Consider the following 25,666-nt stretch of genomic DNA (forward strand, 5'->3'; position numbering starts at 1 on the left):
GTGGATAAAGATCTGGCACTGAACGCCACAGGTGATTTAACCAACACAGCTTCCACCATCGAAGCGGTGAATGGGCTAGATGAAAAGAGCCAAAATCTGACCAACAGCGGTACTGTCCTAGCGCAAAATGGTGCCTTAACCATCCATACCAATAACGTGGACAGCCAAGGCACTTTAGCGGGTAACGGCATCGCTATCACAGCGGATTCTCTTAATAATCACTCGAAAACGGCACAACTCTTCTCAACAGGGGATCTGACCTTAACCATCGAAAAAGGCATCACCAACGCGACAAATGCCTTGATTCATGCCGCCAACAATCTGACGTTACAAACTCAAGGGGATCTAACCAATACTGCTTCGACTATTGAAGCCGTGGGAGCCTCTGCTATTCATAGTCAAAATGTCACGAACTCCGGCACCATTCTTGCGCAAAATGGCGCCTTAACCATTGAGACCAGCACTGCGGATAACCAAGGCACCTTAGCGGGTAACGGTATTGATTTAAATGCTAATGAGCTCAAAAACAGCACCGCCAGTGGCAAGCTCTTCTCAACAGATGAGGCTAATTTAACCATCGCAGGAGACGTGATCAATACCGATGGTGCACTGATTCATGCGGATAAAGATTTGGCACTGAACGCCACAGGTGATGTAACCAACACAGCTTCCACCATCGAAGCGGTCAATGGGCTTGATACGAAGAGTCAAAATTTGACCAACACTGGTACCGTGTTAGCGCAAAAGGGTGCATTAACCATCCATACTAGCAATGTGGATAGTCAAGGTACTCTAGCGGGCAACGGCATTGCTATCACAGCGGATTCTCTTAATAATCACACCAAAACGGCACAACTCTTCTCAACCGGAGATCTAACCTTAACCATCGAAAAAGGCATAGAGAATGCCGAGAATGCGCTGATTCATGCTGCCAACAATCTGACGTTAAACACTCAAGGGGATCTAACCAATACCGCTTCGACTATTGAAGCTGCTGGCACCAATCAAATCACCAGCCAGAATATGACAAATAGCGGAACCTTACTCGCTAAAAGTGGTGTATTGACAATTCAGACCAGCAAAGTCGATAACCAAGGGACCTTAGCTGGTAACGGTATTGCTTTAAATGCCAACACGCTCAATAACAGCACGGCAGCGGGTCAAATTATCTCAACGGATAAAGCGGACGTCACCATCGCAGGGGATGTGAGTAATAGTGATGGTGCACTGATTCATGCGGATAAAGATCTTACTCTGAATGCGACAGGCGACTTAACTAATAGCGGTGCCACACTAGAAGCCGTTAACGCAACAAATGTTAAGAGCCAAAACCTGACCAACAGCGGTACTGTCCTAGCGCAAAATGGCGCGTTAACCATCCATACCAATAACGTGGATAGTCAAGGCACTTTGGCGGGTAACGGCATCGCTATCACAGCGGATTCGCTTAATAATCACTCGAAAACGGCACAACTCTTCTCAACAGGGGATCTGACCTTAACCATCGAAAAAGGCATTACCAACGCGACAAATGCCTTGATTCATGCCGCCAATAATCTGACGTTAAACAGTAAAGGTGATTTAGCCAATACCGCTTCGACTATAGAAGCCGCTGGCGTTTCTGCTATTCATAGTCAAAATGTCACTAACTCAGGCTCCATTCTCTCGCAAAACGGCATGTTGACCGTGAATACCCGCAAAGTGGACAGCCAAGGGACCTTAGCGGGTAATGGCATCACGATCAAGGCAGACGAGCTGAATAACAGTACGACCACGGGTAAGATTTTCTCAACGGATAAAGCGGACTTCACCATTGCTGGAGACGTGACGAATACGGATGGGGCGCTGATCCATACGGATAAAGACCTGACGTTAAGTGCCACAGGAGACTTAACCAATAGCGCTTCCACCATCGAAGCGGTAAGTGGACTAGAGGTAAAAAGTCAGGACCTGACCAATACAGGCACCATTCTTGCGCAAAATAAAGCCTTGACTGTGTCGACAGATCAGGTTGACAACCAAGGCGTATTAGCGGGTCATGGTATTACCTTAACCGCTAATGAGCTCAAAAACAGCACCGCCAGTGGCAAGCTCTTCTCAACAGATGAGGCTAATTTAACCATCGCAGGAAACGTAACCAATACCGATGGTGCACTGATTCATGCGGATAAAGATCTGGCACTGAACGCCACAGGTGATGTAACCAACACAGCTTCCACCATCGAAGCGGTCAATGGGCTTGATACGAAGAGTCAAAATTTGACCAACACTGGTACCGTGTTAGCGCAAAAGGGTGTATTAACCATCCATACTAGCAATGTGGATAGTCAAGGTACTCTAGCGGGCAACGGCATTGCTATCACAGCGGATTTGCTTAATAATCACACCCAAACGGCACAACTCTTCTCAACAGGAGATCTGACATTAACCATCGAAAAAGGCATTACCAACGCGACTAATGCCTTGATTCATGCCGCCAACAATCTGATATTAAACACTCAAGGGGATCTAACCAATACTGCTTCGACTATTGAAGCGGCTGGCACCAATCAAATCACCAGCCAGAATATAACAAATAGCGGAACCTTACTCGCTAAAAGTGGTGTATTGACAATTCAGACCAGCAAAGTCGATAACCAAGGGACCTTAGCTGGTAACGGTATTGCTTTAAATGCCAACACGCTCAATAACAGCACGGCAGCGGGTCAAATTATCTCAACCGATAAAGCGGACGTCACCATCTCAGGGGATGTAAGCAATAGCGATGGGGCATTAATCCATGTGGATAAAGATCTGGCACTGAACGCCACAGGTGATTTAACCAACACAGCTTCCACCATCGAAGCGGTGAATGGGCTAGATGAAAAGAGCCAAAATCTGACCAACAGCGGTACTGTCCTAGCGCAAAATGGTGCCTTAACCATCCATACCAATAACGTGGACAGCCAAGGCACTTTAGCGGGTAACGGCATCGCTATCACAGCGGATTCTCTTAATAATCACTCGAAAACGGCACAACTCTTCTCAACAGGGGATCTGACCTTAACCATCGAAAAAGGCATCACCAACGCGACAAATGCCTTGATTCATGCCGCCAACAATCTGACGTTACAAACTCAAGGGGATCTAACCAATACTGCTTCGACTATTGAAGCCGTGGGAGCCTCTGCTATTCATAGTCAAAATGTCACGAACTCCGGCACCATTCTTGCGCAAAATAAAGCCTTGACTGTGTCGACAGATCAGGTTGACAACCAAGGCGTATTAGCGGGTCATGGTATTACCTTAACCGCTAATGAGCTCAAAAACAGCACCGCCAGTGGCAAGCTCTTCTCAACAGATGAGGCTAATTTAACCATCGCAGGAAACGTAACCAATACCGATGGTGCACTGATCCATGCGGATAAAGACCTGACGTTAAATACCACAGGTGATGTAACCAACACAGCTTCCACCATCGAAGCGGTCAATGGGCTTGATACGAAGAGTCAAAATTTGACCAACACTGGTACCGTGTTAGCGCAAAAGGGTGCATTAACCATCCATACTAGCAATGTGGATAGTCAAGGTACTCTAGCGGGCAACGGCATTGCTATCACAGCGGATTCTCTTAATAATCACACCAAAACGGCACAACTCTTCTCAACCGGAGATCTAACCTTAACCATCGAAAAAGGCATTACCAACGCGACTAATGCCTTGATTCATTCCGCCAACAATCTGACGTTAAACACTCAAGGGGATCTAACCAATACCGCTTCGACTATTGAAGCCGTGGGAGCCTCTGCTATTCATAGTCAAAATGTCACGAACTCCGGCACCATTCTTGCGCAAAATAATGCCTTGACTGTGTCGACAGATCAGGTTGACAACCAAGGCGTATTAGCGGGTCATGGTATTACCTTAACCGCTAATGAGCTCAAAAACAGCACCGCCAGTGGCAAGCTCTTCTCAACAGATGAGGCTAATTTAACCATCGCAGGAGACGTGATCAATACCGATGGTGCACTGATTCATGCGGATAAAGATTTGGCACTGAACGCCACAGGCGATTTAACCAACACAGCTTCCACCATCGAAGCGGTCAATGGGCTTGATACGAAGAGTCAAAATTTGACCAACACTGGTACCGTGTTAGCGCAAAAGGGTGCATTAACCATCCATACTAGCAATGTGGATAGTCAAGGTACTCTAGCGGGCAACGGCATTGCTATCACAGCGGATTCTCTTAATAATCACACCAAAACGGCACAACTCTTCTCAACCGGAGATCTAACCTTAACCATCGAAAAAGGCATAGAGAATGCCGAGAATGCGCTGATTCATGCTGCCAACAATCTGACGTTAAACACTCAAGGGGATCTAACCAATACCACTTCGACTATTGAAGCCGTGGGAGCCTCTGCTATTCATAGTCAAAATGTCACGAACTCAGGCACCATTCTTGCGCAAAATGGCGCCTTAACCATGGAGACCAGCACTGCGAATAACCAAGGTACCTTAGCAGGCCATGGCATCATCTTAAATGCTAGCGCACTTACTAACAGCACGACAGCGGGGAAAATTGTCTCAACCGATAAAGCGGCTTTCACCATCGCGGGGGATGTGAGTAATACCAATGGGGCACTGATCCATGCGGATAAAGATCTGACCCTGAATGCGACAGGCGACTTAACCAATAGTGGTGCCACACTAGAAGCCGTTAACGCGACAAATGTTAAGAGTCAAAACTTGACGAACACTGGTACGCTGTTAGCGCAAAATAGCGCGTTAACCATCCATACCAATAACGTAGACAGCCAAGGCACTTTGGCGGGTAACGGCATCGCCATCACTGCGACTCAACTCAACAATAGCACGGCGAACGGTAAGATTTTTTCAACAGATCTTGCGAATCTAACCATAGCGGGGGACATCAATAACACGGGGGGATCTCTGATCCATGCGGATAAGGCCCTAACGTTAACCAGTACCAAAGGGAATGTGCTGAACACGAGCGCCACAATTGAGTCGGCCGATCAGGCGACGGTAAACAGTCAATTTTTAACCAACAGCGGTACCGTACTGGCCCAAGGAAATGGGTTAACGATTGATGCCAATACCATCAATAATCAAGGGTTATTGGCAGGTCATGGTATGACCATCCAGACTGGCTTACTGAATAACACAACCCGTGCCAGCAAACTGTATTCGAGTGATGCGCTTAATGTAAACACGACAGGGGCGATTAATAATACCGATGGTGCCTTAATTCATGCAGATACAGCATTGAGCTTAACCGCTGGCGGAGACCTCACCAATACCAGTAGCAGTATCGAGTCGGCCTCAAATGCCACAGTAACGAGTCGTAACCTAGTTAACTCGTCAGCGAGTCGAGTCTTGGCGGAAAAAGGCACATTGACGATTCATACTAACGCCCTTAATAACCAAGGGACATTATCCGGTCAAGGCCTAAGTGCTACCGCCTCGGTTATTAATAACAATGCTGCTTCCAGTCACATACTCTCAACAAAAGACCTCACTTTAACAAGTACACAGGGAATGGTTACCAATAGCAATGGGGCGGCAATACACTCAAATGGCAACCTCACCATCCATTCAGCCGCAGACATATCGAATACGGCTGGGGATATTGAAGCCGTCAACAACCTCTCCTTATCGGCACATAATATCACCAACGAGTCCAACTCGACGTTAAGAACAAATAATTCACTGTTAATGAATTGGACAGGAGGTCTTGTTAATAACGGTTCTAAAATAGAAGCCCTCAATAATATTACCGGATCCCAAAACAACGGTAATTTAACAAACACTAATACTGGTACCATCATTGCACAGAATGGCACACTGGGTCTGACCGTCGGCAGTTTAAGCAACCAAGGGGGCATTTCTGGCAATAATGTTCAATTAAACGCCAATAGCGTCTCTAATGACGGTTCCAATGCCTTAATCATGGCAAAAACCAACCTGGATGTTCGTTCAACTCATGATGTTAATAATACCAATGGCGGGGCTTTTTACAGCTTTGGTAGTGGTTATTTACAGGCAAATGGCACGTTAACAAATAGCTCGTCGACGATTGAAACCAATGGTGATTTGAGCATTCAGGCTAATCATATTGTCAATAAAAGAAGTAGTTATCAGATTGGTTTTAAAAGCGTAGCACCTGTTAATCACTCAGATGTTATTTGGCGCTCTGGTAATAGTTATAAAACGTCAGACTATACTGAACAAACAACCGTTCCCTACTTGGTTTCGATTGGATCTGTAGGATCTATTATTTCTAAAGGCAATATTAATATAACGGGTCATGTGGATAATCTTTTTTCTTTAATTAGTAGTGTAAAAAATATCAATGCTAATGGGGGGGTGAATAATCAATCTCTAACGGCATCAAAAACAACGAGTAAAAATGGTAAAACAACAATTATTACACATTATCCTGAACACTGTACTCATCATTCTTCTCATACAGCTGGCGGCACTGGAAATACAGTGTGTAGAGACGCATATGATTCTATTGAAAACACTCCCTTTTCTAATACATCAACAGAACAAGTGACTTTGGCTTCTGCTGTTTTTTCCGCAGGTAGCGCTATATCAGCAAAAGGCGGTTCTTTTCATAATATCGGATCGACTAACACCGTTGCGGACGAAAGCCTACAAAATACACAAGTAAACACCTTGTCAAAGAACGACAATAAGGTTGCTCAAAAAGCGACTATTAATGTAGAGAAAAATTCTGTAAATATTGAGGTACAAAAAGATCAATCTAAGTTGTCAAATCAAGCTGTAGACAATCATACCCAGGCGGCTTTACCAGTTGATGTGAATCATCCCTCTGTATCCATGAGCAAGGTAAAAGAATCGCCTAGTGTAACAACTGATGCTAACCACCCATTACCCACGATCAACCAAGGGGCTTCTCAGGTTGCTTTGTCGGGGCAAGGCGTAGTGAACAACGTTCAAGATATTTCTAAGTCATCTGGAATGGCTATGACAAAAGGCCGAGATAACACCGTCCCACAAGTGATTTCGATCCCCTCTAGTGGGGTAGATACCTCCACTCTGCCTGCTATCGGTAAGGTGAAGGAATCGTCCGATGCTAACCATCCATTATTACCCACGATCAACCAAGGGGCTTCTCAGGTTGCTTTGTCGGGGCAAGGCGTAGTGAACAAAGTTCAAGATATTTCTAAGTCACCTGGAACGGCTATGACAAAAGGCCGAGATAGCACCATCCCACAAGTGATTTCGATCCCCTCTAGTGGGGTAGATACCTCCACTCTGCCTGCTATCGGTAAGGTGAAGGAGTCGTCCGATGCTAACCATCCATTATTACCCACGATCAACCAAGGGGCTTCTCAGGTTGCTTTGTCGGGCCAGACAGTAGCCACCAAGGTTCAAAATAGTACCGACTCTGATGGAAAGGGAGAAACAGCGCCTACGGGTAATACCATGCCCAACATCGCAACGATTGATCATCCAGTATTATTAATGAGTAACAAAGAGGCAGCTGATCAGAATGCGGTTAATCAAGCAAAAGTACCGACCAGCGAAGCTGGGGAGCCAAAACAGCAGCCCGTTACGGTGAAACAAGGCGCTTCAGACATTGCTTTATCGGAACAGAGCGACATAGCCAAGGCTCATGAATCTTCCCCTTCTGATCAGAATCAAGAAACGGTAGAGTCCCCTTCTGTCTCTGTAAAAGGTATGAATTCTTCTGCTCAGTCGACAATTGCTAAGGTAAAAGAGCAGGTTAACTCAAGTTTGTCGTCTTCAAACCGTCCAAACCTGAGTGTCAAGCAAGCTAATGCCGATAGTAAAGCAACTTCCAGTAAAGCCGTTACCGTTGCCACTCATATGATTGATCTTTCGGTTATAAAGTCACGTCGAGACAAGATTTTTAGCAAAGACATTGTGAGCAAACTGGAGTCCAGCGCTTTGTTTCAGGCCAATAATACACCGGATCCGGCGTATTTAGTCGAAACCAATCCTTTGTTAACCAATTATAAAAACTTTGTCTCGTCTGATTATTTTTTGAATAAAGTGAGCGCTGATCCCGTTGGTCGTACTGGGAAGAAGGTGACCCGCTTAGGAGACGGTTATTTAGAACAAAAATTGGTGCGAGACCAAATCCTCGCCTTTACTGGACAGCAGACTCTCGATAATACTGATATTGAATCTGCTTATAAAACCTTGATGGATAATGCGGTCGGGGTCTATAAAAATCTCGGTCTGACGTCGGGTGTTGAGCTGACCGCTGACCAAGTTGCGCAATTGAAAAAACCGATAGTTTGGATGGTGGATGAAACCGTCCAAACGGATAATGGTCCTCAAGTGGTCTTGGTGCCCAAAGTGTATCTGTCTGCGGCGTCTGAATTTAACCTACTGCCAGATGGTGCGGTCGTGTCGGCGTCAACGATTCATATTGATTCGGATGGTGATATCAATAATACCGGGTCCATGCTTGCCAAGGTGGACCTCTCTCTAAAAGGCAATAACATTGATAATGCGGGCGTGTTATCATCTGAGGGAAGTGCACGTTTAACCGCCAGCAATGACATCAACAACACCAACCGTATTCACGTCTCAAGCGACTTGAATTTGACCGCTGGCGGCAATATCACCAGCGAAACGCTCACCAAAGCCGATAAACTGGACTTGGGGTATTATGTAGAAGGAACGACAGCTGAGCAAACTGCGAGTATTCAAGGAGGGAATGTCACGCTTGCGGCAGGTAAAGATATTCGGTTAACTGGCAGTGATATCAAGAGTACTGGGGGGCTCGCCTTAACCGCAGGAAATAATATTGCGCTTAACTCGATAGCCTTAACGAGTTCTTATCCAGTATTTAATGATGTCCTTTCTTCTTACCAACATCAATCCACGACCACTCATCAAGTCACCAAATTATCGGGTCAAAATATTCAACTTAGTGCTGGAAATGGCTTAACCAGTGAAGGGGCCCAGATTAACGCTAAAGAGGATTTAGTGCTGACTGCAAATAATATTAATTTGCTATCCGTGCAGAATCATCAGAGCAGTCAACAGTCTCAACCTCAATTGACGGCTTTTCATTCTTCGACCACCCATCAAGTCAGCCAATTATCGGGTAATAACATTCAACTCAGTGCCGCCAATACCATTACCAGCGAAGGTGCCCAGATTAACGCCAGAGAGGATCTTGGCTTATCCGCTAATGCCATTAACTTGCTATCGGTGCAAGACAGTCAGAGCGGATATCAGTCTAAACCTCAACTGACTGCAACGAATTCATCGACCACTCATCAAGTCACCAAATTATCGGGTCAAAATATTCAACTTAGTGCTGGGAATGGCTTAACCAGTGAAGGAACCCAGATTAACGCCAAAGGGGATTTAGCGCTGGCTGCAAATAATATTAATTTGCTATCCGTGCAGAATCATCAGAGCAGTCAACAGTCTCAACCTCAATTGACGGCTTCTCACTCTTCGACTACTCAACAAGTCAGCCAATTATCGGGTAATAACATTCAGCTCAGTGCCGCCAATACCATTACCAGTGAAGGGGCCCAGATTAACGCCAAAGGTGATCTGGCCTTAGCGGCCAACAACATTGATCTACTGGCGGTGAAAAATACCAACGATGATTACAGCTATGTCGGTGGTGGACATCATTCTGTCGAAACCAAAGATCATACTGAATCCTTAACTGGAACCACATTAAAAGCCGGAGGCGGACTGAATCTAACTGCCCAGCAAGATATTTTCTCCAAAGGCTCCAGCTTAAGTGGCGGCACGGGCATCGCGTTAGCGGCGGGCAATAATGTGACCTTAGCCACAGCATCCACCCATGACTCGCATTTCAGAGAAGAGAAAAGCAAGCACTCCGGTTTCTTTGGTAGCAAAACAAAAACCGAAACCACCACCTCTGAAAGCCTGACCAACCATGGTACAGCCTTGTCTTCAAACGGTGCTATCCAAATAGCGTCAGGGGCCAATATACAACTAATCGGATCGAGCGCGAACGCGAAAGGCAATATCGGCCTACAAGCCAAAGGTAATATCGATCTGCTCTCCGCCGTGGATCAAAGCGCTTACCATCACCAAGAGCAGAAAAAAGGCACCTTCAGACAAAAAGCTAAAGACCAAGGCTTTAATCGCCAAACGGCGGTGGCCAGTGGCTTAACCAGCCAAGGTAGTGTGGCATTAAACAGTGGTGGTAACATCACCTTACAGGGAGCCAACCTCGTCGCCAAGCATACCCTATCCATGGGTGCACAGGCGGTCACCAAAGACGCTTCAGGCCATTATGTGACAGCCGATGGTGCCCAAGTGGGGAATGTGAACATTACCACTCAAACTCTTCACAATAATAGCTGGGACAAATCCTCTTCCGGTTTTAGAGGCATCTTTAAAGACATCGCCAAAGGGCTCGTGGCCACCGTAGGAGCTATGGGCATCAGTACCTCCGTTACCTTAGGGCATGCCTCTGAAGATACGACCCACATCACAACACAACACGCCTCTAACCTCGCCGCCAACACGTTACACCTGAAAGCGGATCACGATCTGAACATCATTGGGTCAAACGTATCCGCTGCGGGTGATGCTACGCTCAGCGCGGCCAATGTACGCATTGATGCCGCGAAAGAACAGAGCGTTACTAGCCATGCTAAAACCGACATGACCTTTTCGACAGCAGGCCCGTCGTTGAAAAAAGACGAGCTCAGCTTGCTCACTCTCACTGACACCGATAAAACCAACAAAACCACCACCACAGCAACCACCTGGTCAGGCTCCAACCTAAAAGCGGGCAACCTGACTATTAACGCCAAAGACCAAGCGGCGGTGATTGCCAGTAACGTAAATGTGGACGGCAATGCGGCGATTCAAAGCAACAACCTATTGGTGGGTGGACGAGAAGCCACGACCACTACACAGCATGACGACATCACCAAGACCAAAACCTTCACGGCTGGGATTCGCAATGCCTATGTGGATACAGCCTTGGCCGCGCAAAATCTGAAAAAGTCCAAAGATGCTGTGAGCGATGCCCAGCAAGCTTATCGTGACGCTAAGCAAAAAGTGGCAAATGGCACCATGGTCAAAGAAGACCTGGATTTTTACGAGCACAAGCTGGCTTCCGCGAAAAAGAATGAAAAACTGGCCGCAATTGCTCTAACCAGTGCGGCCGCTACTGCTGCGATGAGCTCATTAACCTACGGCTTTACCGCGTCAGCGGGAAGCAGTACGCAAGTGACCACCAATACCAGTAAGGCAACACAAGGTACCTGGCAAGGAGCCCATATTCATGTTGGAAATAATGCCGCCCTTCAAAGTGATAACAACCTAACGGTAGAAGGCTCGACTATTGCTGCGAACGGCACTTTGGAAGCCAATGCGAAAAATGTGGACATCAAGGCGGGTAAAAACACCGAGACAGAAACCACGAGCAGTCAGACAAAAGGGGCAAGCGCCAGTATCAGTTATGGTAGTGCCACTTCTGGCTCGGCCGGTATTAATGCCAGTCAAGGCCATAGTGAAAGCAACCGTACTCACTACACCAACAGTGCTCTCAATGCAGGCAAGTTAGTGAGCAACAGTGATCAACTCACCGTGAAAGGGGGCAACCTCTATGGAGATCAGGTTGCCATCAATACCAACCACCTCAAGGTGACCAGCCTGCAAGATAGCGCGACAAGCCATAGCAAAAACCAAGGGGCTGGTATCAGTGTTGGGGCTGGGTCTGGTAGCCGTTCTGCCTCAGTCAATTACAACCAGTCTAAAACCCAATCGGACTACGCCAGTGTCACCCAACAAAGTGGCATTACCTCAGGAGATCAGGGCTATCAAATTCATGTTGCAGGTAATACTCAGCTCGTTGGCGGACTGGTGACCTCAACCGATACCGCAGAAGCCAATGGGAAAAACGCCTTCAGTACCGGAACCTTGACCCATAAAGACATCGCTAACCACGCTACCTACAGCGGTTCAAGCATCGGTGTAGAGGTGGGCATCAGTTCTGGTAAAGACAAAGACGGCAAAACAACCCACGGCGTATCCAAATCCATTGGTCGAGGCTCGGATGGCGACAGTCAACATAGCGTGACGCACAGCGGCATTAATACAGCCAATATTGCCATAAACAACACCGGTCAACAGCAACAGCTCACCGGACAAAGTGCGAGTCAAACCGTTGCTGATATCCACACGATGACCAGTACCGATACCGCACAAGCCAACAGTGGGGCGTTAAAAAACAACTTCGATCAAGCTGAGGTTGAAAAAAATATCAACCACCAGCGCTCAGTCACACAAACCTTTGATAACACCGTACAGCAGGTCAATGGCGCGCTTCTCGCAAAACAAGATGCGCTAAAAGAAAAACTCAAAAAGGGCAAAATCAGCTCCGCTGAGTACGAAAAACAAAGCAACACGCTCAATAACTACAAACTCTTAGTCAGCTCCATTGGCGCAGGACTGCTTGCACCCACCGACAGCGCAACAGGTCAATGGGCCGCTGCGGCGTCCCCCGTTGTTGCTAACCAAATTGGCCAATACTTCAAAGGTCTTGCCGCCAATAATAAAGACGGCCAACTGACCAATGGACAAGAAGTCGCCCACGACCTTGCCCACGGCATCGTCGCCGCTGCCGTAGCATCGGCAGGGGGCAACAACGCCGTAACGACAGGCATCGCCGCTGCCGGATCCGAAGCCGCCGCACCTGCCGTTGCAAAATGGCTGTATGGCACAAGCGATCCAAACAAACTGGACGCCAACCAAAAACAAACCATTACCACTGTTATCAGTGCCGCTGCCACTGGTGTTGGCGCCACCACAGGCAACACCAACAACGCCATCGCCTCAGGGCAAGCGGGTGGGAATGCCGTGGCGAATAACTATTTAAGCTATCAGGAAAAATCCCAACAAATCAGCTTAACAAAGCAATTACAAGCCTGTAATGAGAGTGGGAACTGTACACAAGCTCAAATAGGTCAAATTAAAAATCAGCTTGATCAGCTAAATAAGGTCGATAAAAAACGTGATCAAGATTATGCGAGCGCTTGTGCAGGCGGTTTAAACGCAGATTGTGGTAGAGAAAGCGCCAAGGCTTATGGGGCTTACCGTAGTTACGACGGGCATGAAAAGGTCGTTGATGCTAATCCAGTTTTGTCTCATGAGCAGGATAAAACAAGGGAGAAAGCGTATAGTGTAGTAACGAACGATGAGGCTGGGCGTCTAGCAAAAGCCACAGATAATGCAGAAACCTTAGGGAATTTTTTGGCAGGGAGTGTCACCACTGCTGCGAAAGCAATAGGCTATATTAAGAATGCTGTCAGTAAAGGTGAATCGGCTGTAAAAAATGGTGCGAAAGCTGAGGCCAAGGCGGGTGCAGAGACAGGAAACTTAGCAGCCTTAGACAAACCGAAAGACCCATCAAAAGTTTCTGATATGCAAGGAGGTTCTGCTCAATCGGCGTTGGAAGGAAAAGCTTCTAGTGGTAGGGTTACGGGTAAGGGTGGAGTTACAGAGGGAATACTTGGCAGGGTGCAATCAAGAATTAATTTAGCCAAAGGACGTACTAAAACCACACCTTTGCGCAGCGCTGGTGAACCCGTGTCCGCAGGATTTGATCATGTTCTAGAAGGTCACTTCAATAGAGCATTGGCAAATAATCGTTCTGTGTTTTCAATTACTCCTAACGAATTAAAAGGAATATTGCAAAGCAAAACCGCTGTAAATTCTCCAGTTACTGATATTGGAGGTGGGCAGTTTTCTAGGATTGTCGATGTTGGCAGGACTATTGGACATGCTTCACTGAAACAAGGGGGAGGCGTTACCAGCAAGCTGAGAGTTCTTACAGATAGAGCTGGCAATTTGATTACTACCTACCCAGTTAGATAGGAGCTTAAGTATGAAGAATCACGAGAAAGTATGGTTGAATTTTTGTCAGTTTTTGTCCGATGAGACCGGAAATGATCTAACTAAATACTCTTTTTTTAAGCTCATCTGTGAATGGCTTGCTAACAATATTAACAGCTTAGGAGATGAACTTTGGAATTTGTATCGGTTTAGAACCTATATCAGTTTCGAGCCTTCCGATTACGCAGTTGAATGCTCTGAGGATAGCGTAAATCATACAATAGATCGGATAACTAGTTTAAAACCTTCTTCCATTGATGCTGTTGCCATGATTATCAGAGATCTTTTGTGGGATATGGTGGCATACAAGTCAGAGATTGAATGTCCTAATTGTGGTGACGACGATTTTCGGGTTCTTTATGATGAAACACATCAGCAGATTATTCTTTCGTGTGACTTGTGTGGTTGGTCTCAGTTTGAGGATGGGAAGGCTTGGCAAGGTGGTAATTGCATAGTGCCAGCTAAAGTTACTGATTTAAAGAAATCTGGTTATCTCGATAATTGCGATATTAACTGAGACTGTAACTAATTTTGTGTGTAACCACCAATGAGACACCTATCGTAACTTGACGATTCTTCTTCATACTGTATATTTAAAAGGGCTATCCATTTAGAGCAACCAGACACTACATTTAGTGTTTATCTGGTTTTAATGTCCTTATAGGTTAGGGGTTTTGTTGCTACCGATTGCTCAAGTAATCGATAAAACAATAGTCCTCTAGACAGAGATTTTCTTCTGTTAAATCTAAAGGAATTTAATGGGACACGCATCTAATTTAATGGGACACGCATCTTAAGAAGCCAGTTTTTTTCAAGGCTCATAGGTTGTGTGTCCTATCAATTCTTCTATCAATTCTTGCGCGCGGCCCCCAGTTGATGGCAATCCGGCAAATATAAGTACCCATAGCATTTATTTAATGGGACACGCATCTTAAGCATTTAATGGGACCCTCCTAAGAGACACCCATCGTAACTTGACGATTTTTCTATATACTGTATATTTAACCAGTATATTTCTTATGGAAGAGAGGTTTCGTCATGCCAAGAGCCAGAAGTTTGCAAGTTAGTTTACAAGATACGCCTTTCTATCACTGTGTTTCTCGTTGTGTCCGTAGGGCGTTTTTGTGTGGAGAAGATCCGGTTTCTGGTGCAAGCTTTGAGCACCGCCGTGGCTGGGTTGAAGAGCGTTTGTTATTCTTAGCCAGTGTCTTTGCTATCGATGTTTGTGCCTATGCGGTAATGAGTAACCACCTTCATGTGGTGTTGCATATCAATGCAGAAAAAGCGGCGAAGTGGTCTACATTAGAGGTTCTGCAAAGGTGGCATAAGTTACATAAAGGCACCTTGTTTACACAGCAATATGTAAGAGGGGAATCATTGCCAGACTATGCAATGGCTTTGGTAGAAGCGTCTGCTGAAGCTTATAGAAGCCGCCTTATGGACATTAGCTGGTTCATGAAAGAGCTTAATGAGCCAATTGCTCGACAGGCAAATTTTGAAGACAACTGCACTGGTAGGTTTTGGGAGGGTCGTTTTAAATCTCAGGCGCTGCTTGATGAGGCTGCACTGGCTGCTTGTATGACTTATGTTGATCTTAATCCGTTAAGGGCAAAGATAAGTGAAACGCCTGAAGCTTCGGAGTTTACTAGCGTTAAAAAGCGTGTGGTCGCAGCTAAACATCAAAAGCAACCAAAATTGCTTTATCCTTTTGTCGGTAACCCCAGAGAAAACATGCCGGATGGCCTACCTTTTGAATTATTAGATTACCTCGAATTGGTTGACATGACTGGGCGAATCATCCGAGAAGATAAGCGAGGTTCAATAGATGCCTCTCTGTTGCCGATTCTTCAACGACTCAATATATCCTCAGAAAATTGGCTTTGTATCGCCACAGAATTTGGTGCAAGAACCGGTGCTGTGGTTGGTGCCGAACAATCTATTGTGCACTATTGTGATTCAAATAAACTAAACAGAAAACCAAGATCCAGTCATAACCGACTACTCGCTTAGCTTCATTCCAGCATTAATAGTCTTTCTTTATATACTAATCATTTATTAGTAAATTTACTCGCCTAAAAACCCAATAACCAGCCTTTTTAGCAGTTAGTTATCCCTTAACGAAACGATAAAAGATGAATTCCATATAAATTCTTTCTGTGAAGAAGATAGTTTTGTATGACGTAGCTAGGTATTTAATATGGGTGTCTCACGAAAACATAAAAACCCAATAACCAGCCTTTTTAGCAGTTAGTTATCCCTTAACGAAACGATAAAAGATGAATTCCATATAAATTCTTTCTGTGAAGAAGATAGTTTTGTATGACGTAGCTAGGTATTTAATATGGGTGTCTCACGAAAACACTGTGAAAAATCCCAACAAATCAGCTTAACAAAGCAATTACAAGCCTGTAATGAGAGTGGGAACTGTACACAAGCTCAAATAGGTCAAATTAAAAATCAGCTTGATCAGCTAAATAAGGTCGATAAAAAACGTGATCAAGATTATGCGAGCGCCTGTGCAGGAGGTTTAAACGCAGATTGTGGTAGAGAAAGCGCCAAGGCTTATGGGGCTTACCGTAGTTACGACGGGCATGAAAAGGTCGTTGACGCCAATCCAGTTTTGTCTCATGAGCAGGATAAAACAAGAGAGAAAGCGTATAGTGAACCAACGAACGATGAGGCGGGACGTCTAGCAAAAGCCACAGATAATGCAGAAACCTTAGGAAATGCTCTGGTAGTGAGTGTTGTCTCTGCTGCAAAAGCCGTTGGCTATATTAAGAATGCTGTCAGTAAAGGTGAATCGGCTGTAAAAAATGGTGCGAAAACTGAGGCCAAGGCAAGTGCAGAAACAGGAAACTTGGCAGCCTTAGACAAACCGAAAGAACCATCAAAACTTCCTGATATGCAAGGAGGTTCTGCTCAATCGGCGTTGGAAGGAAAAGCGTCTAGTGGTACGATTGAGAAAGGGAGTGGTGTTGCAAAGGAGACGACGACAGCAGCAGAAACAATATCCGGCAGTAATCTTAATCATATAAACGGCGCACTAGGTGAAGCTCATGGATGGCAAAGTGCGCTTGATGCTGGCCAGGTTGGTATTAAGGCACCAGGTAAGGTAACTACTCCTGGAGCTGACTTCATCACATATAACCCTCAGACAAAAAGCCTAGTAGTTTGGGACGCTAAATACAGAGGCCCAGGAGGGGCTTATCCTTCATCGCTTTCAGCAGGCAAACTTAATAAATGGATGCCAGAAGTTGTTAATGCTGTTAAGAACATGCCAGCAGGATCAGCAAAAACAGCTGCTGAGAAGGCTTTACAGTCTGGAAGAGTAACAGGGCAAATATTTAAATGGCCGCAGTAATCAGAGTTATCTGGAGGAAGTATGGAATGGAGTGAATTGATTAAAATTCCGAAGTGGGCATCTGTGAGCGATGTAGGTTTAGATTTGATTGAGATAGAGGAAGATTTTTATAAAATTACTGAAAACCAATACTGTTTCTCGGTTCCATATAATAGCATGTCATTAGAGGAGGCTCCTGGCGGACCATTTATTACTGCGTTTCTTTGGGCATGTAGTGAAGGTGCTGCTAAAAGGATGTACCTAAATGAAATTGAAAGCGATGATGGAGTTAGTGTTTTGCCACCGCCAGAAATTTTACCTAGCCCAGATAAAAAATCTTACAGAGAAATTTTAGAGGGATTAAAAGGTTTAGGGTGTAAAGCCGTAATGGAGCATGCTGGGTATCGAATTATTTCTGATGGAGCTTTTATCCACAGAGTTATTGAATCGGAAATGGCATCTTATTTTTTTAGAAAAAAAGAGTATGACGACAAAGAAGCTCCATATGCGATTCAATGGAATTTAAAAACCTAAGATCAATAGGGTCACCCATAAGTCAGCCGGTGTCAATGGTGCGATAGAGTTCGGATCGCTTTTATACGAACATAATTCGTTATGTTCTCTATGGCGTGCTCCGGACTTCATTCGCTAATGTGTTTTTCTATTGGTTGTGCAGAATAAATTATCCGCAGACGGAGAAGATTAATGCTTCCTGAAAATGTAAAAAAAAAGTTGAGCAAGAATTTACGCCTTGAATCAATGAAAGAGTATTATGATGAATTAGAAGTAGCTAAAAAAAATGGTTATAAAATTCCAAATATTGATTTTGATAGTCTTTTAATTACTCAAGATCAAGCTGCTAATATAATGATGAAGCTAAGTGTGTCTTGTGATTCTGCATTCTATCATTTAATGAAGTGCTATCGGGATTTCCCCATTGGTAATGGTGAAGAGTTATATGATCTAAATTTGGTTTTAGAAGAAAATGCAGCTGGTAGCCGTTATTTACAATTTACTTCTATCGAAGGTGAAGGCAGCTATTTTTATGATATAGAAACTGATTCTGTCTACGACGTGAATTGGGGAGAAGAAGAATTGATGGAGTCAGGTAAAAAAAGCCCTTGGTTCACATCTTTTTATGATTTTATTGAATGGTATTACTCTTGACACAATAATAATAATATAATGAGACACCCATTATAATAAATATGGAAATTTAATGGGACACGCATCTTAAGAAGTCAGTTTTTTCAAGGCTCATACATCTAATTTAATGGGACACGAATTTAATGGGACACGCATCTTAAGCATTTAATGGGACCCTCCTAAGAGACACCCATCGTAACTTGACGATTTTTCTCAAAACTGTATATTTAACCAGTATATTTCTTATGGAAGAGAGGTTTCGCCATGCCAAGAGCCAGAAGTCAGAAAATTAGTTTACAAGATACGCCTTACTGTCATTGTACTTTCCTTTGTAGAGAGTACGTTGTGTTCGTAGGGCGTTTTTGTGTGGAGAAGATCCGGTTTCTGGTGCAAGCTTTGAGCATCGCCGTGGCTGGGTTGAAGAGCGTTTGTTATTCTTAGCCAGTGTCTTTGCTATCGATGTTTGTGCCTATGCGGTAATGAGTAACCACCTTCATGTGGTGTTGCATATCAATGCAGAAAAGCGGCGAAGTGGTCTACATTAGAGGTTCTGCAAAGGTGGTATAAGTTACATAAAGGAACCTTGTTTACTCAGCAATTCGTGAGAGGGGAATCATTGCCTGATTATGCTGTGGCGTTGGTGGAATCGTCAGCCGAAACCTTTAGAAATCGCCTTACAGTCATTAGCTGATTTATACCCTAAAGGGAACATATGAAAGAGTTGAATGAGCCAATTGCTCGACAGGCAAATTTTGAAGGCAACTATCCTGTCAGCAAAGCACTAAACTGCTCGCCTAACTACTTTTATTTAATACATTCCTCTACCAAGCTAGCAACGACATGTTAGTCGTTTCTCTTCGCTTTAAACTAGGCTAAAAGCACATTTGCTTCCTGTCTTCGCTGTTTTTTTGATAGCAACTCGTGAAAAATGGTGTTGAATTCATTTGTTATCCCTCTGAAAAGCAATCACACCTATTGATGTACTGATTTTTTGGAATACGTTAGAGTGGGTGCCTTGGCCCCATTCTGGCTTTATAAAAACACATGAAGAAGAATTTGATATTTATTATGAGAGCCCAGATTAGCAAGGCTGATTGAACCCTCTAGTAAGACACCTGCGGGTAAAAAATGATGAAATCTGTATCTATTCAACAAGGTAAAGAGGCTGCTATTTTATGGATAAACTGATTCGTTTAGCTGTTGAGGATCTGATAAAACGATATCAGCCACATACCATTATTCTCTACGGCTCTAGAGCAAGGGGCGAGGCGACGCAGGCGAGTGATATTGATATCGCATGTTTTGTAGATAGCGGTACAGAAACCAAAGAGGCGCGTTTGTTTCATGGCGTGTATTTGGACGCTTGGGTATACCCCTCTGAGAAGATGACCTTAGTCTCGGACGATGCATTGCGTTTTGGTGATGGCATCTGTTTATTGGATCAACGAGGCCTTGGTGGTCAGTACCTTGCGGCGATAGAAGAGCGAATCGAGGCAGGGCCGGAAATATTAGATGAGACAGACCGTTCACATACTTTTGAATGGATCTCTAAAATGTTGTCTCGAATTGAATTAGATGACTTGGAAGGGAAATATCGACGCCATTGGTTGCAGTTTGAGTTATTAGAAATCTATTTTCAGCTTCGCGGGTTATGGTTTTTTGGCCCTAAGAAAAGCCTGCGTTATTTGCAAGAAAATGATGCCGTTGCTTATCAGTTATTTTACGATGTTTATGATGACCCTACGGATGTAGATCGATTGAAATTATTGGTTCAGTGTGTGGTTGGCAAGTCATAGGTTATTAATTGAATGGTAGGAAAGGATCGAAGGAATGAAAATACTCGCCTTATCAGGCAGTTTGCGTGAATGTTCTTATAATACGGCGGCACTTAAAGCCTTAGGTGAGCTTTCACCTGATGATGTGATCGTGGAAATAGGTGAGATTAAAGCCCTTCCTTTGTTTAACCCTGATTTGGATGAGGCTCAGATTCCAGCACTACAGAGGTTAAAAGCACAGCTTGCACAAGCCTCCGGTTTAATTATAGCTAGTCCAGAATACGCACACGGCATCAGTGGCCCCATGAAAAACGCATTGGACTGGTTGGTCAGCGGGGTAGAGTTTCCCTATAAGCCCATTATGTTGATTAACACCTCGCCACGAGCTAGTCACGGTTTGGCTGCTTTGCGGGAAGTATTAACGACTATGTCGGGTGTCATTATCGACAGTGCGTTTGTCTCGATTCCTTTATTAAGTAGCGAACTGGATAAAGAGGGGATTCTTGAAAATCCTGAATTATCAGGAATGCTAAAGGCCGGGCTGGATGCATTTTGCTGCCAAATAAAGCGCTCTGGAGAGAGTGCTTTATAAAAAATCAATAATGGAGAGTGAGTTTGGCTATTGTGGTCCAAGAAGAAGCGACGGGCTGTGGCATTGCGTCAGTGGCGAATATTGTTGGCAAAACCTATTCACAAATGAAAGCAATCGCCAATGATTTAGGTATTTTTGCCTCAGATACCTCGCTATGGTCTGATACGGGTTATGTTAGACGCATATTGCTAGCATGCGGGGTGAAAGCCTCAGACAATGAAACACCATTTGTCTCTTGGGACGCCTTGCCGGATTTGGCGTTGTTAGCGATTAAGCATCATCAAGAAGATGGCAAGGATTTTTGGCATTGGGTTGTATTTAAGCGAGTCAACGGTCAGCCTGTCGTTCTGGATTCTGCCAGTTATCTCCCCTCTAACAGTCGAACAGATTTTGCTGAGATGCAGCCAAAGTGGTTTATCGAAGTGGTTAAGGAGGTGTAAGTGATTGCTCGTGAATGGAAAGCCAAATGCCCAACAATACATGAAGAAGGCTTCATTGCGTATTTATATGAAACAGGTGTAAAAGATACCGCTAAAACGGATGGCTTTCTTGGCGCTCAAATATTTAATCGTGATAGTAGTGAAGGGGCCGAAATCACCTTGATTACTTATTGGACGGATGTTGAGAGTATAAAAGCTTTTGCTGGTGAAGACATTGGGGTAGCAAAGCTCTACCCAGAAGATGATAAGTATGAGTTACAACCGGATCATTATGTAACCCATTATAACGTAAGAGAAAATACTTGGGTTAATGCAGATTAAGTTGCAGTCTATCAAAGGCGTGTTTTAAATGCTTCGAGAAGCAAATGTCGCCCGATGCCACCCAATATTTCAACCTGTGTTTGTTCATTTATATCTAAAACAATATGGAGAGATCATGAAAACGATTGGCATGTTAGGAGGCATGAGTTGGGAATCAACTGTGACTTACTACGAGGCGCTCAATAAAGGCATCAAAGCCGCATTAGGTGGTTTACATTCTGCGAAAATTTGTCTTCATAGTGTGGATTTTGAGGAGATTAAAACCTTACAACATGAGGGAAAGTGGGAAGAAACGGCGGCCATTTTAGCCAATGGGGCAAAGTCTGTCGAAGCGGGTGGGGCGGATTTTCTTCTGATTTGTACGAATACTATGCATCAAGTGGCGCCTTATATTGCCGAGCATATTTCCATCCCCATTTTGCACATAGCCGACGCAACAGCGGACGTGTTAAAAGTCGATGGCATTACTAAGGTGGGGCTGTTGGGAACACGTTTTACCATGGAACAGGACTTTTATAAAAATCGCTTAATCGAGCATTTTGGCATCGATGTGGTGGTTCCTGGTGAAGCGGATCGAGAGTGCGTGCACAATATTATTTATGATGAATTGTGCCAAGGGCAAATTTATACGGAGTCGCGAGAGCGCTATTTAGCCATCATTGATTTGCTTCATAAACGTGGCGCCCAAGCGGTGATTTTAGGTTGTACTGAGATTGGGCTGTTGGTGCAGCAGCGTCATACTCATGTGCCCTTGTACGACACCACAAAGCTGCATGCGGATGCGGCCGTTGCCTTTGCGCTTTCTTAAAAAGGATAAATAGGTGTATCAAATAAGATTGCTTGAGCCCAATGAAGCCAGTGTTTATCGAGAGATTAGGCTAGAAGCGCTAAACACTTATCCAGATTGTTTTGCGGCGGATTATGAGCAGCAAAAAGCCTTGCCAACCTTGTACTTTGAGCGCTTGATAAAGGAAGGCTCTACGAAAGGAAAGATGGCAGGCGCGTTTATCAATGCTGAGCTTGTCGGAATTTGTGGTGTAACCTTTGAAACAACACTATTGCCAGACGCTGGTGAAATTATTCAAATGTACGTGAAGCCGACCAGTCAACATTTGGGGATCGGCAGGGCATTGATGAGGTTTATGGAAACTGTGTCTCTAGACTGTTCTATTAAAACCTTAGTGCTAGGTGTTGAACCGTCTAATAAAACCGCTTTTGGCTGGTATCAAGGTTTGGGCTATCGCTTAGATCAAGCGTTATCCAAAGAGTCTAATGTTCAATACATGAAATTATCACTCCTATAGATACTTATTAATAGGTTGTCTCTTATTTATTTTATTTGTGAGAACGGATGCTAAACGCAGAAAAGGGGTTTTATGAAAGTTGTATTTGTTTCAGGTGGAAGTAAAGGCATCGGGCTTGCTTCTGTATTGCGTTTTGTTGAACTGGGTTATCAAGTGGTTACGTGCTCTCGTGAACCGGCAGTATGGGGTGACGTGTTGTCTCAGCACCCTGAACTTCATGCTGTTGATTATGTCCAGGCAGATTTATCGAAAGAAGAAGCGGTCTCTCAATTATTTGCTTATATTGAAACACAGTATGGCAAGTTAGATATTGCGATTAATAATGCCTCACCGCTATTAGCCTCTAAGGGGCGTTTTGAATCGGTTTGTGTGGACGCATTAAAAGAAACCATGCTCAATGATTATTGGTCGTATGTATTATGCCTTAAGTATGAGCTGGCGTTGATGTCCACTGGGGCCTGTGTGGTGAATATGAGTTCGGTTAATGGTTTGCGTCCAACCCCCAACGCCGCCATGTACAGTTCGGCAAAGCATGGATTAGAAGGTTTAACGCGTTCTGTTGCCTTAGAGGCTATTGAAAAAGGTGTGCGTGTCAATGGGGTTGCTCCTGGAGTGACCTGGACTCCTCGTTGGCAAGAACGGCAACGAGAAACACCAAGGATCAAAGAAGAGGTATCTGATGTGGTGCCCATTAAACGCTTTGCTGAGGTGGAAGAAATTGTGGATGCGATTGAGTTTTTATCTTCTGATAAAGCAAATTATATTGTTGGGCATACGTTAGTGGTGGATGGCGGTATTTCTTTAGTCTGATGGGCTGGATATGGCTAAAGTGCCTATATATGGCTGTAAATCATTAACAGCATTGCCTTATTGTTGGTTATTGAAAATGGCCTATTTTCTTGGATTGTGCACTTTTTAATTGAGCTGAAAATACATTTAGGCTTTTTTCTGCATCTACGGAATAATTTGTCGACAAAACCAACAAAATGCCTTTATTTTGTTGTGTCTCATCAGTAAACTTCATTCCCCCCTGTTTGAAAATACTTCATATCGCACTCGTGAATTTGCGTTCATGACATAATATATAACCGTGGTAGAAGCAGGCAGGACTCTTAAACAAAAGTATCCTTTAAAAGTAGTTGTCTATCAATCATGAATACAAAAACAAACTCTCAACCAAATCAAGCCGAGGGTGGGTCAGATGCTCATCGTCGTTTAAATCGAAGTGATGCAAAAACGTTAAGTCTATCCGCCCTTGGTGGCGCATTGGAGTTTTACGATTTTGTTATTTTCGTTTATTTTGCCAATGTCGTTGGCAGTCTTTTCTTTCCCGCTGATATGCCCGAATGGCTTCGCCAAGTACAAACCTACGGAATTTTCGCTGCGGGTTACTTAGCTCGTCCATTGGGCGGCGTTATTATGGCGCACTTTGGTGACATACTGGGTCGTAAACGTATGTTTATGATGAGTATTTTGCTGATGGCTGTACCTACCTTAGCCATTGGTCTTATGCCAACCTATGAGACGATTGGTATTGCCGCACCTTTACTCTTGCTGTTCTTCCGTGTCTTGCAAGGTGCCGCGATTGGTGGTGAAGCGCCTGGGGCGTGGGTCTTTGTGACAGAGCACGTGTCTAAGCGTCATGTGGGATTTGCATGTGGGGTCTTGTCGTCGGGTCTTGTGGCAGGGATTTTGATTGGGTCTTTGGTCGCCACCTTTATGCATTCTATTTACAGTGCTGCTGAGATTCACAGTTATGCTTGGCGTTATCCTTTTATTCTAGGTGGTTTGTTTGGTTTTATTACCATGTACTTACGTCGTTGGCTACAGGAAACGCCTGTCTTTAAGGAAATGGAATCGCGTAAAGAATTAGCGCAAGAGTTGCCTATTAAATCTGTGGTTAAAAAACACATTCCTTCTGTGTTGATTTCTATGGCGGTGACTTGGGTATTAACGGCTGCTGTAGTGGTGACGATTTTAATGACGCCAGCCTTGTTACAGAAGTTGATTCATCTGGACCCTCAAACCTCGCTAGAAGCAAACAGCTTAGCGATTATTTGCGTTATCATCGGCTGCTGGGTTTGTGGTGCATTGGCGGATCGTTTTGGTAATGGCCCTATTTTGGCGATTTTCAGTATTGGTCTGGGCGTGAGTTATTGGATGTTTTACAGCACCATGTTGCATGATACGTCCTTGTTGTTTCCGATGTATGCATTGGTCGGCTTCTTTGTCGGGTTGACGGGTGTGGTACCAGCCATCGCGGTAAAGAGCTTTCCGGCTGCGATTCGTTTTTCAGGGTTGTCTTTCTCTTATAATTTGGCTTATGCCATTTTCGGTGGGACGACGCCGTTAGTCGTGAGTACCTTGTTAAGAGAAGACCCACTTGCACCTGCTTATTATGTGGCTTTTGTATGCGGTGTTGGGGTGTTAGCTAGCCTTGCTGTCATGGGCTTTAGAAGACGTTTAGACTTGGTTGCTAACCCTATCTAAGCTTTTGTTGCGTTTTTCTTTGAGAAGAAATGACACAAAAAAAGGACCAAAATAGCGATGCTGTCTTGGTCCTTTTTTTGATTATTATGCAGTGTTTTACGGAAATTTGGTGGGGGATGCTGCTTTTTCTGGTCGTAATTCTAGCGTAAAGTTTTTGGAAGTGCTGGGTATTTTTTTGAGATTTTGGTTTATTCGTGGTTACATAACTGTGTTAACTTAGTCTTGGGAAGGTATGAATTGGTTCTCTTTTCTCTGAGTTTGAACAAAAAGTTTGCTCCTTGGAGCACGCGTCCCGTGTAAATAGTAGACCTATTGATCGAGGCGATTTGCAGTAAATACTGGCTTTTAAA

Annotated in this window: 15 protein-coding genes and 1 pseudogene; 15 read left to right on the plus strand and 1 reads right to left on the minus strand. The window is 44.4% G+C overall.

The genetic code is table 11. From position 1 onward, the window contains the following. Together AC0VYI_RS05515 and AC0VYI_RS05520 are read left to right on the plus strand one after the other, a co-directional pair. A complete protein-coding gene (locus AC0VYI_RS05515) occupies positions 1 to 13,890 on the plus strand; it encodes a hemagglutinin repeat-containing protein (RefSeq protein ID WP_475447852.1) in 13,890 nt (4,629 codons plus the stop codon). A 10-nt stretch (positions 13,891 to 13,900) separates the two neighbouring features. Then, the gene (locus AC0VYI_RS05520; protein WP_475447854.1) at positions 13,901 to 14,425 is read left to right on the plus strand and encodes a hypothetical protein; all 525 of its coding nucleotides are present in this window, start codon (positions 13,901 to 13,903) and stop codon (positions 14,423 to 14,425) included. A 122-nt stretch (positions 14,426 to 14,547) separates the two neighbouring features. On the opposite strand, the pseudogene AC0VYI_RS05525 reads toward AC0VYI_RS05520, so the two are convergent. Further along, positions 14,548 to 14,658 (minus strand): annotated as a pseudogene (locus tag AC0VYI_RS05525) (IS1595 family transposase); the annotation flags it as partial. Between the two features lie 288 nt (positions 14,659 to 14,946). On the opposite strand from AC0VYI_RS05525, the gene AC0VYI_RS05530 reads away from it, so the two are divergent. The 13 genes from AC0VYI_RS05530 to AC0VYI_RS05590 all read left to right on the plus strand — a co-directional run bounded on the left by AC0VYI_RS05530 (position 14,947) and on the right by AC0VYI_RS05590 (position 25,316). Then, positions 14,947 to 15,918 carry a transposase gene (locus tag AC0VYI_RS05530; RefSeq protein WP_475447856.1) on the plus strand — a complete coding sequence of 324 codons (972 nt, stop codon included), beginning with the start codon at positions 14,947 to 14,949 and terminating at the stop codon, positions 15,916 to 15,918. A 331-nt stretch (positions 15,919 to 16,249) separates the two neighbouring features. After that, entirely contained in the window at positions 16,250 to 17,269 is a 1,020-nt protein-coding gene (locus AC0VYI_RS05535; protein ID WP_475447857.1) for a DUF6862 domain-containing protein, read from the plus strand. A gap of 21 nt (positions 17,270 to 17,290) precedes the next feature. Continuing rightward, positions 17,291 to 17,782, plus strand: coding sequence for a hypothetical protein (locus AC0VYI_RS05540; protein ID WP_475447858.1), 492 nt, complete (start codon positions 17,291 to 17,293; stop codon positions 17,780 to 17,782). Positions 17,783 to 17,953: 171 nt separating this feature from the next. After that, complete coding sequence (locus AC0VYI_RS05545; protein ID WP_475447860.1) at positions 17,954 to 18,415, plus strand: hypothetical protein; 462 nt, start codon at positions 17,954 to 17,956, stop codon at positions 18,413 to 18,415. 341 nt (positions 18,416 to 18,756) lie between these two features. After that, entirely contained in the window at positions 18,757 to 18,939 is a 183-nt protein-coding gene (locus AC0VYI_RS05550; RefSeq protein WP_475447862.1) for a hypothetical protein, read from the plus strand. A 630-nt stretch (positions 18,940 to 19,569) separates the two neighbouring features. Next, entirely contained in the window at positions 19,570 to 20,190 is a 621-nt protein-coding gene (locus AC0VYI_RS05555; RefSeq protein ID WP_475447864.1) for a nucleotidyltransferase domain-containing protein, read from the plus strand. A gap of 34 nt (positions 20,191 to 20,224) precedes the next feature. Continuing rightward, complete coding sequence (locus AC0VYI_RS05560) at positions 20,225 to 20,761, plus strand: NADPH-dependent FMN reductase (RefSeq protein ID WP_475447866.1); 537 nt, start codon at positions 20,225 to 20,227, stop codon at positions 20,759 to 20,761. A 23-nt stretch (positions 20,762 to 20,784) separates the two neighbouring features. Then, positions 20,785 to 21,201 carry a hypothetical protein gene (locus tag AC0VYI_RS05565; RefSeq protein WP_475447868.1) on the plus strand — a complete coding sequence of 139 codons (417 nt, stop codon included), beginning with the start codon at positions 20,785 to 20,787 and terminating at the stop codon, positions 21,199 to 21,201. After that, positions 21,202 to 21,522: an antibiotic biosynthesis monooxygenase family protein gene (locus AC0VYI_RS05570; protein ID WP_475447870.1), complete on the plus strand. Its 321-nt coding sequence runs from the start codon at positions 21,202 to 21,204 to the stop codon at positions 21,520 to 21,522. A 115-nt stretch (positions 21,523 to 21,637) separates the two neighbouring features. Then, a complete protein-coding gene (locus tag AC0VYI_RS05575; RefSeq protein ID WP_475447872.1) occupies positions 21,638 to 22,330 on the plus strand; it encodes an aspartate/glutamate racemase family protein in 693 nt (230 codons plus the stop codon). A gap of 13 nt (positions 22,331 to 22,343) precedes the next feature. Then, positions 22,344 to 22,826 carry a GNAT family N-acetyltransferase gene (locus AC0VYI_RS05580; protein ID WP_475447874.1) on the plus strand — a complete coding sequence of 161 codons (483 nt, stop codon included), beginning with the start codon at positions 22,344 to 22,346 and terminating at the stop codon, positions 22,824 to 22,826. Positions 22,827 to 22,898: 72 nt separating this feature from the next. Continuing rightward, the gene (locus tag AC0VYI_RS05585) at positions 22,899 to 23,636 is read left to right on the plus strand and encodes an SDR family NAD(P)-dependent oxidoreductase (protein WP_475447875.1); all 738 of its coding nucleotides are present in this window, start codon (positions 22,899 to 22,901) and stop codon (positions 23,634 to 23,636) included. 342 nt (positions 23,637 to 23,978) lie between these two features. Next, a complete protein-coding gene (locus AC0VYI_RS05590; protein WP_475447877.1) occupies positions 23,979 to 25,316 on the plus strand; it encodes an MFS transporter in 1,338 nt (445 codons plus the stop codon). Positions 25,317 to 25,666: the final 350 nt, after the last annotated feature.

Source organism: Marinomonas sp. 63XJN7_9_ISO-PGPR-S23-217 (assembly GCF_056173515.1).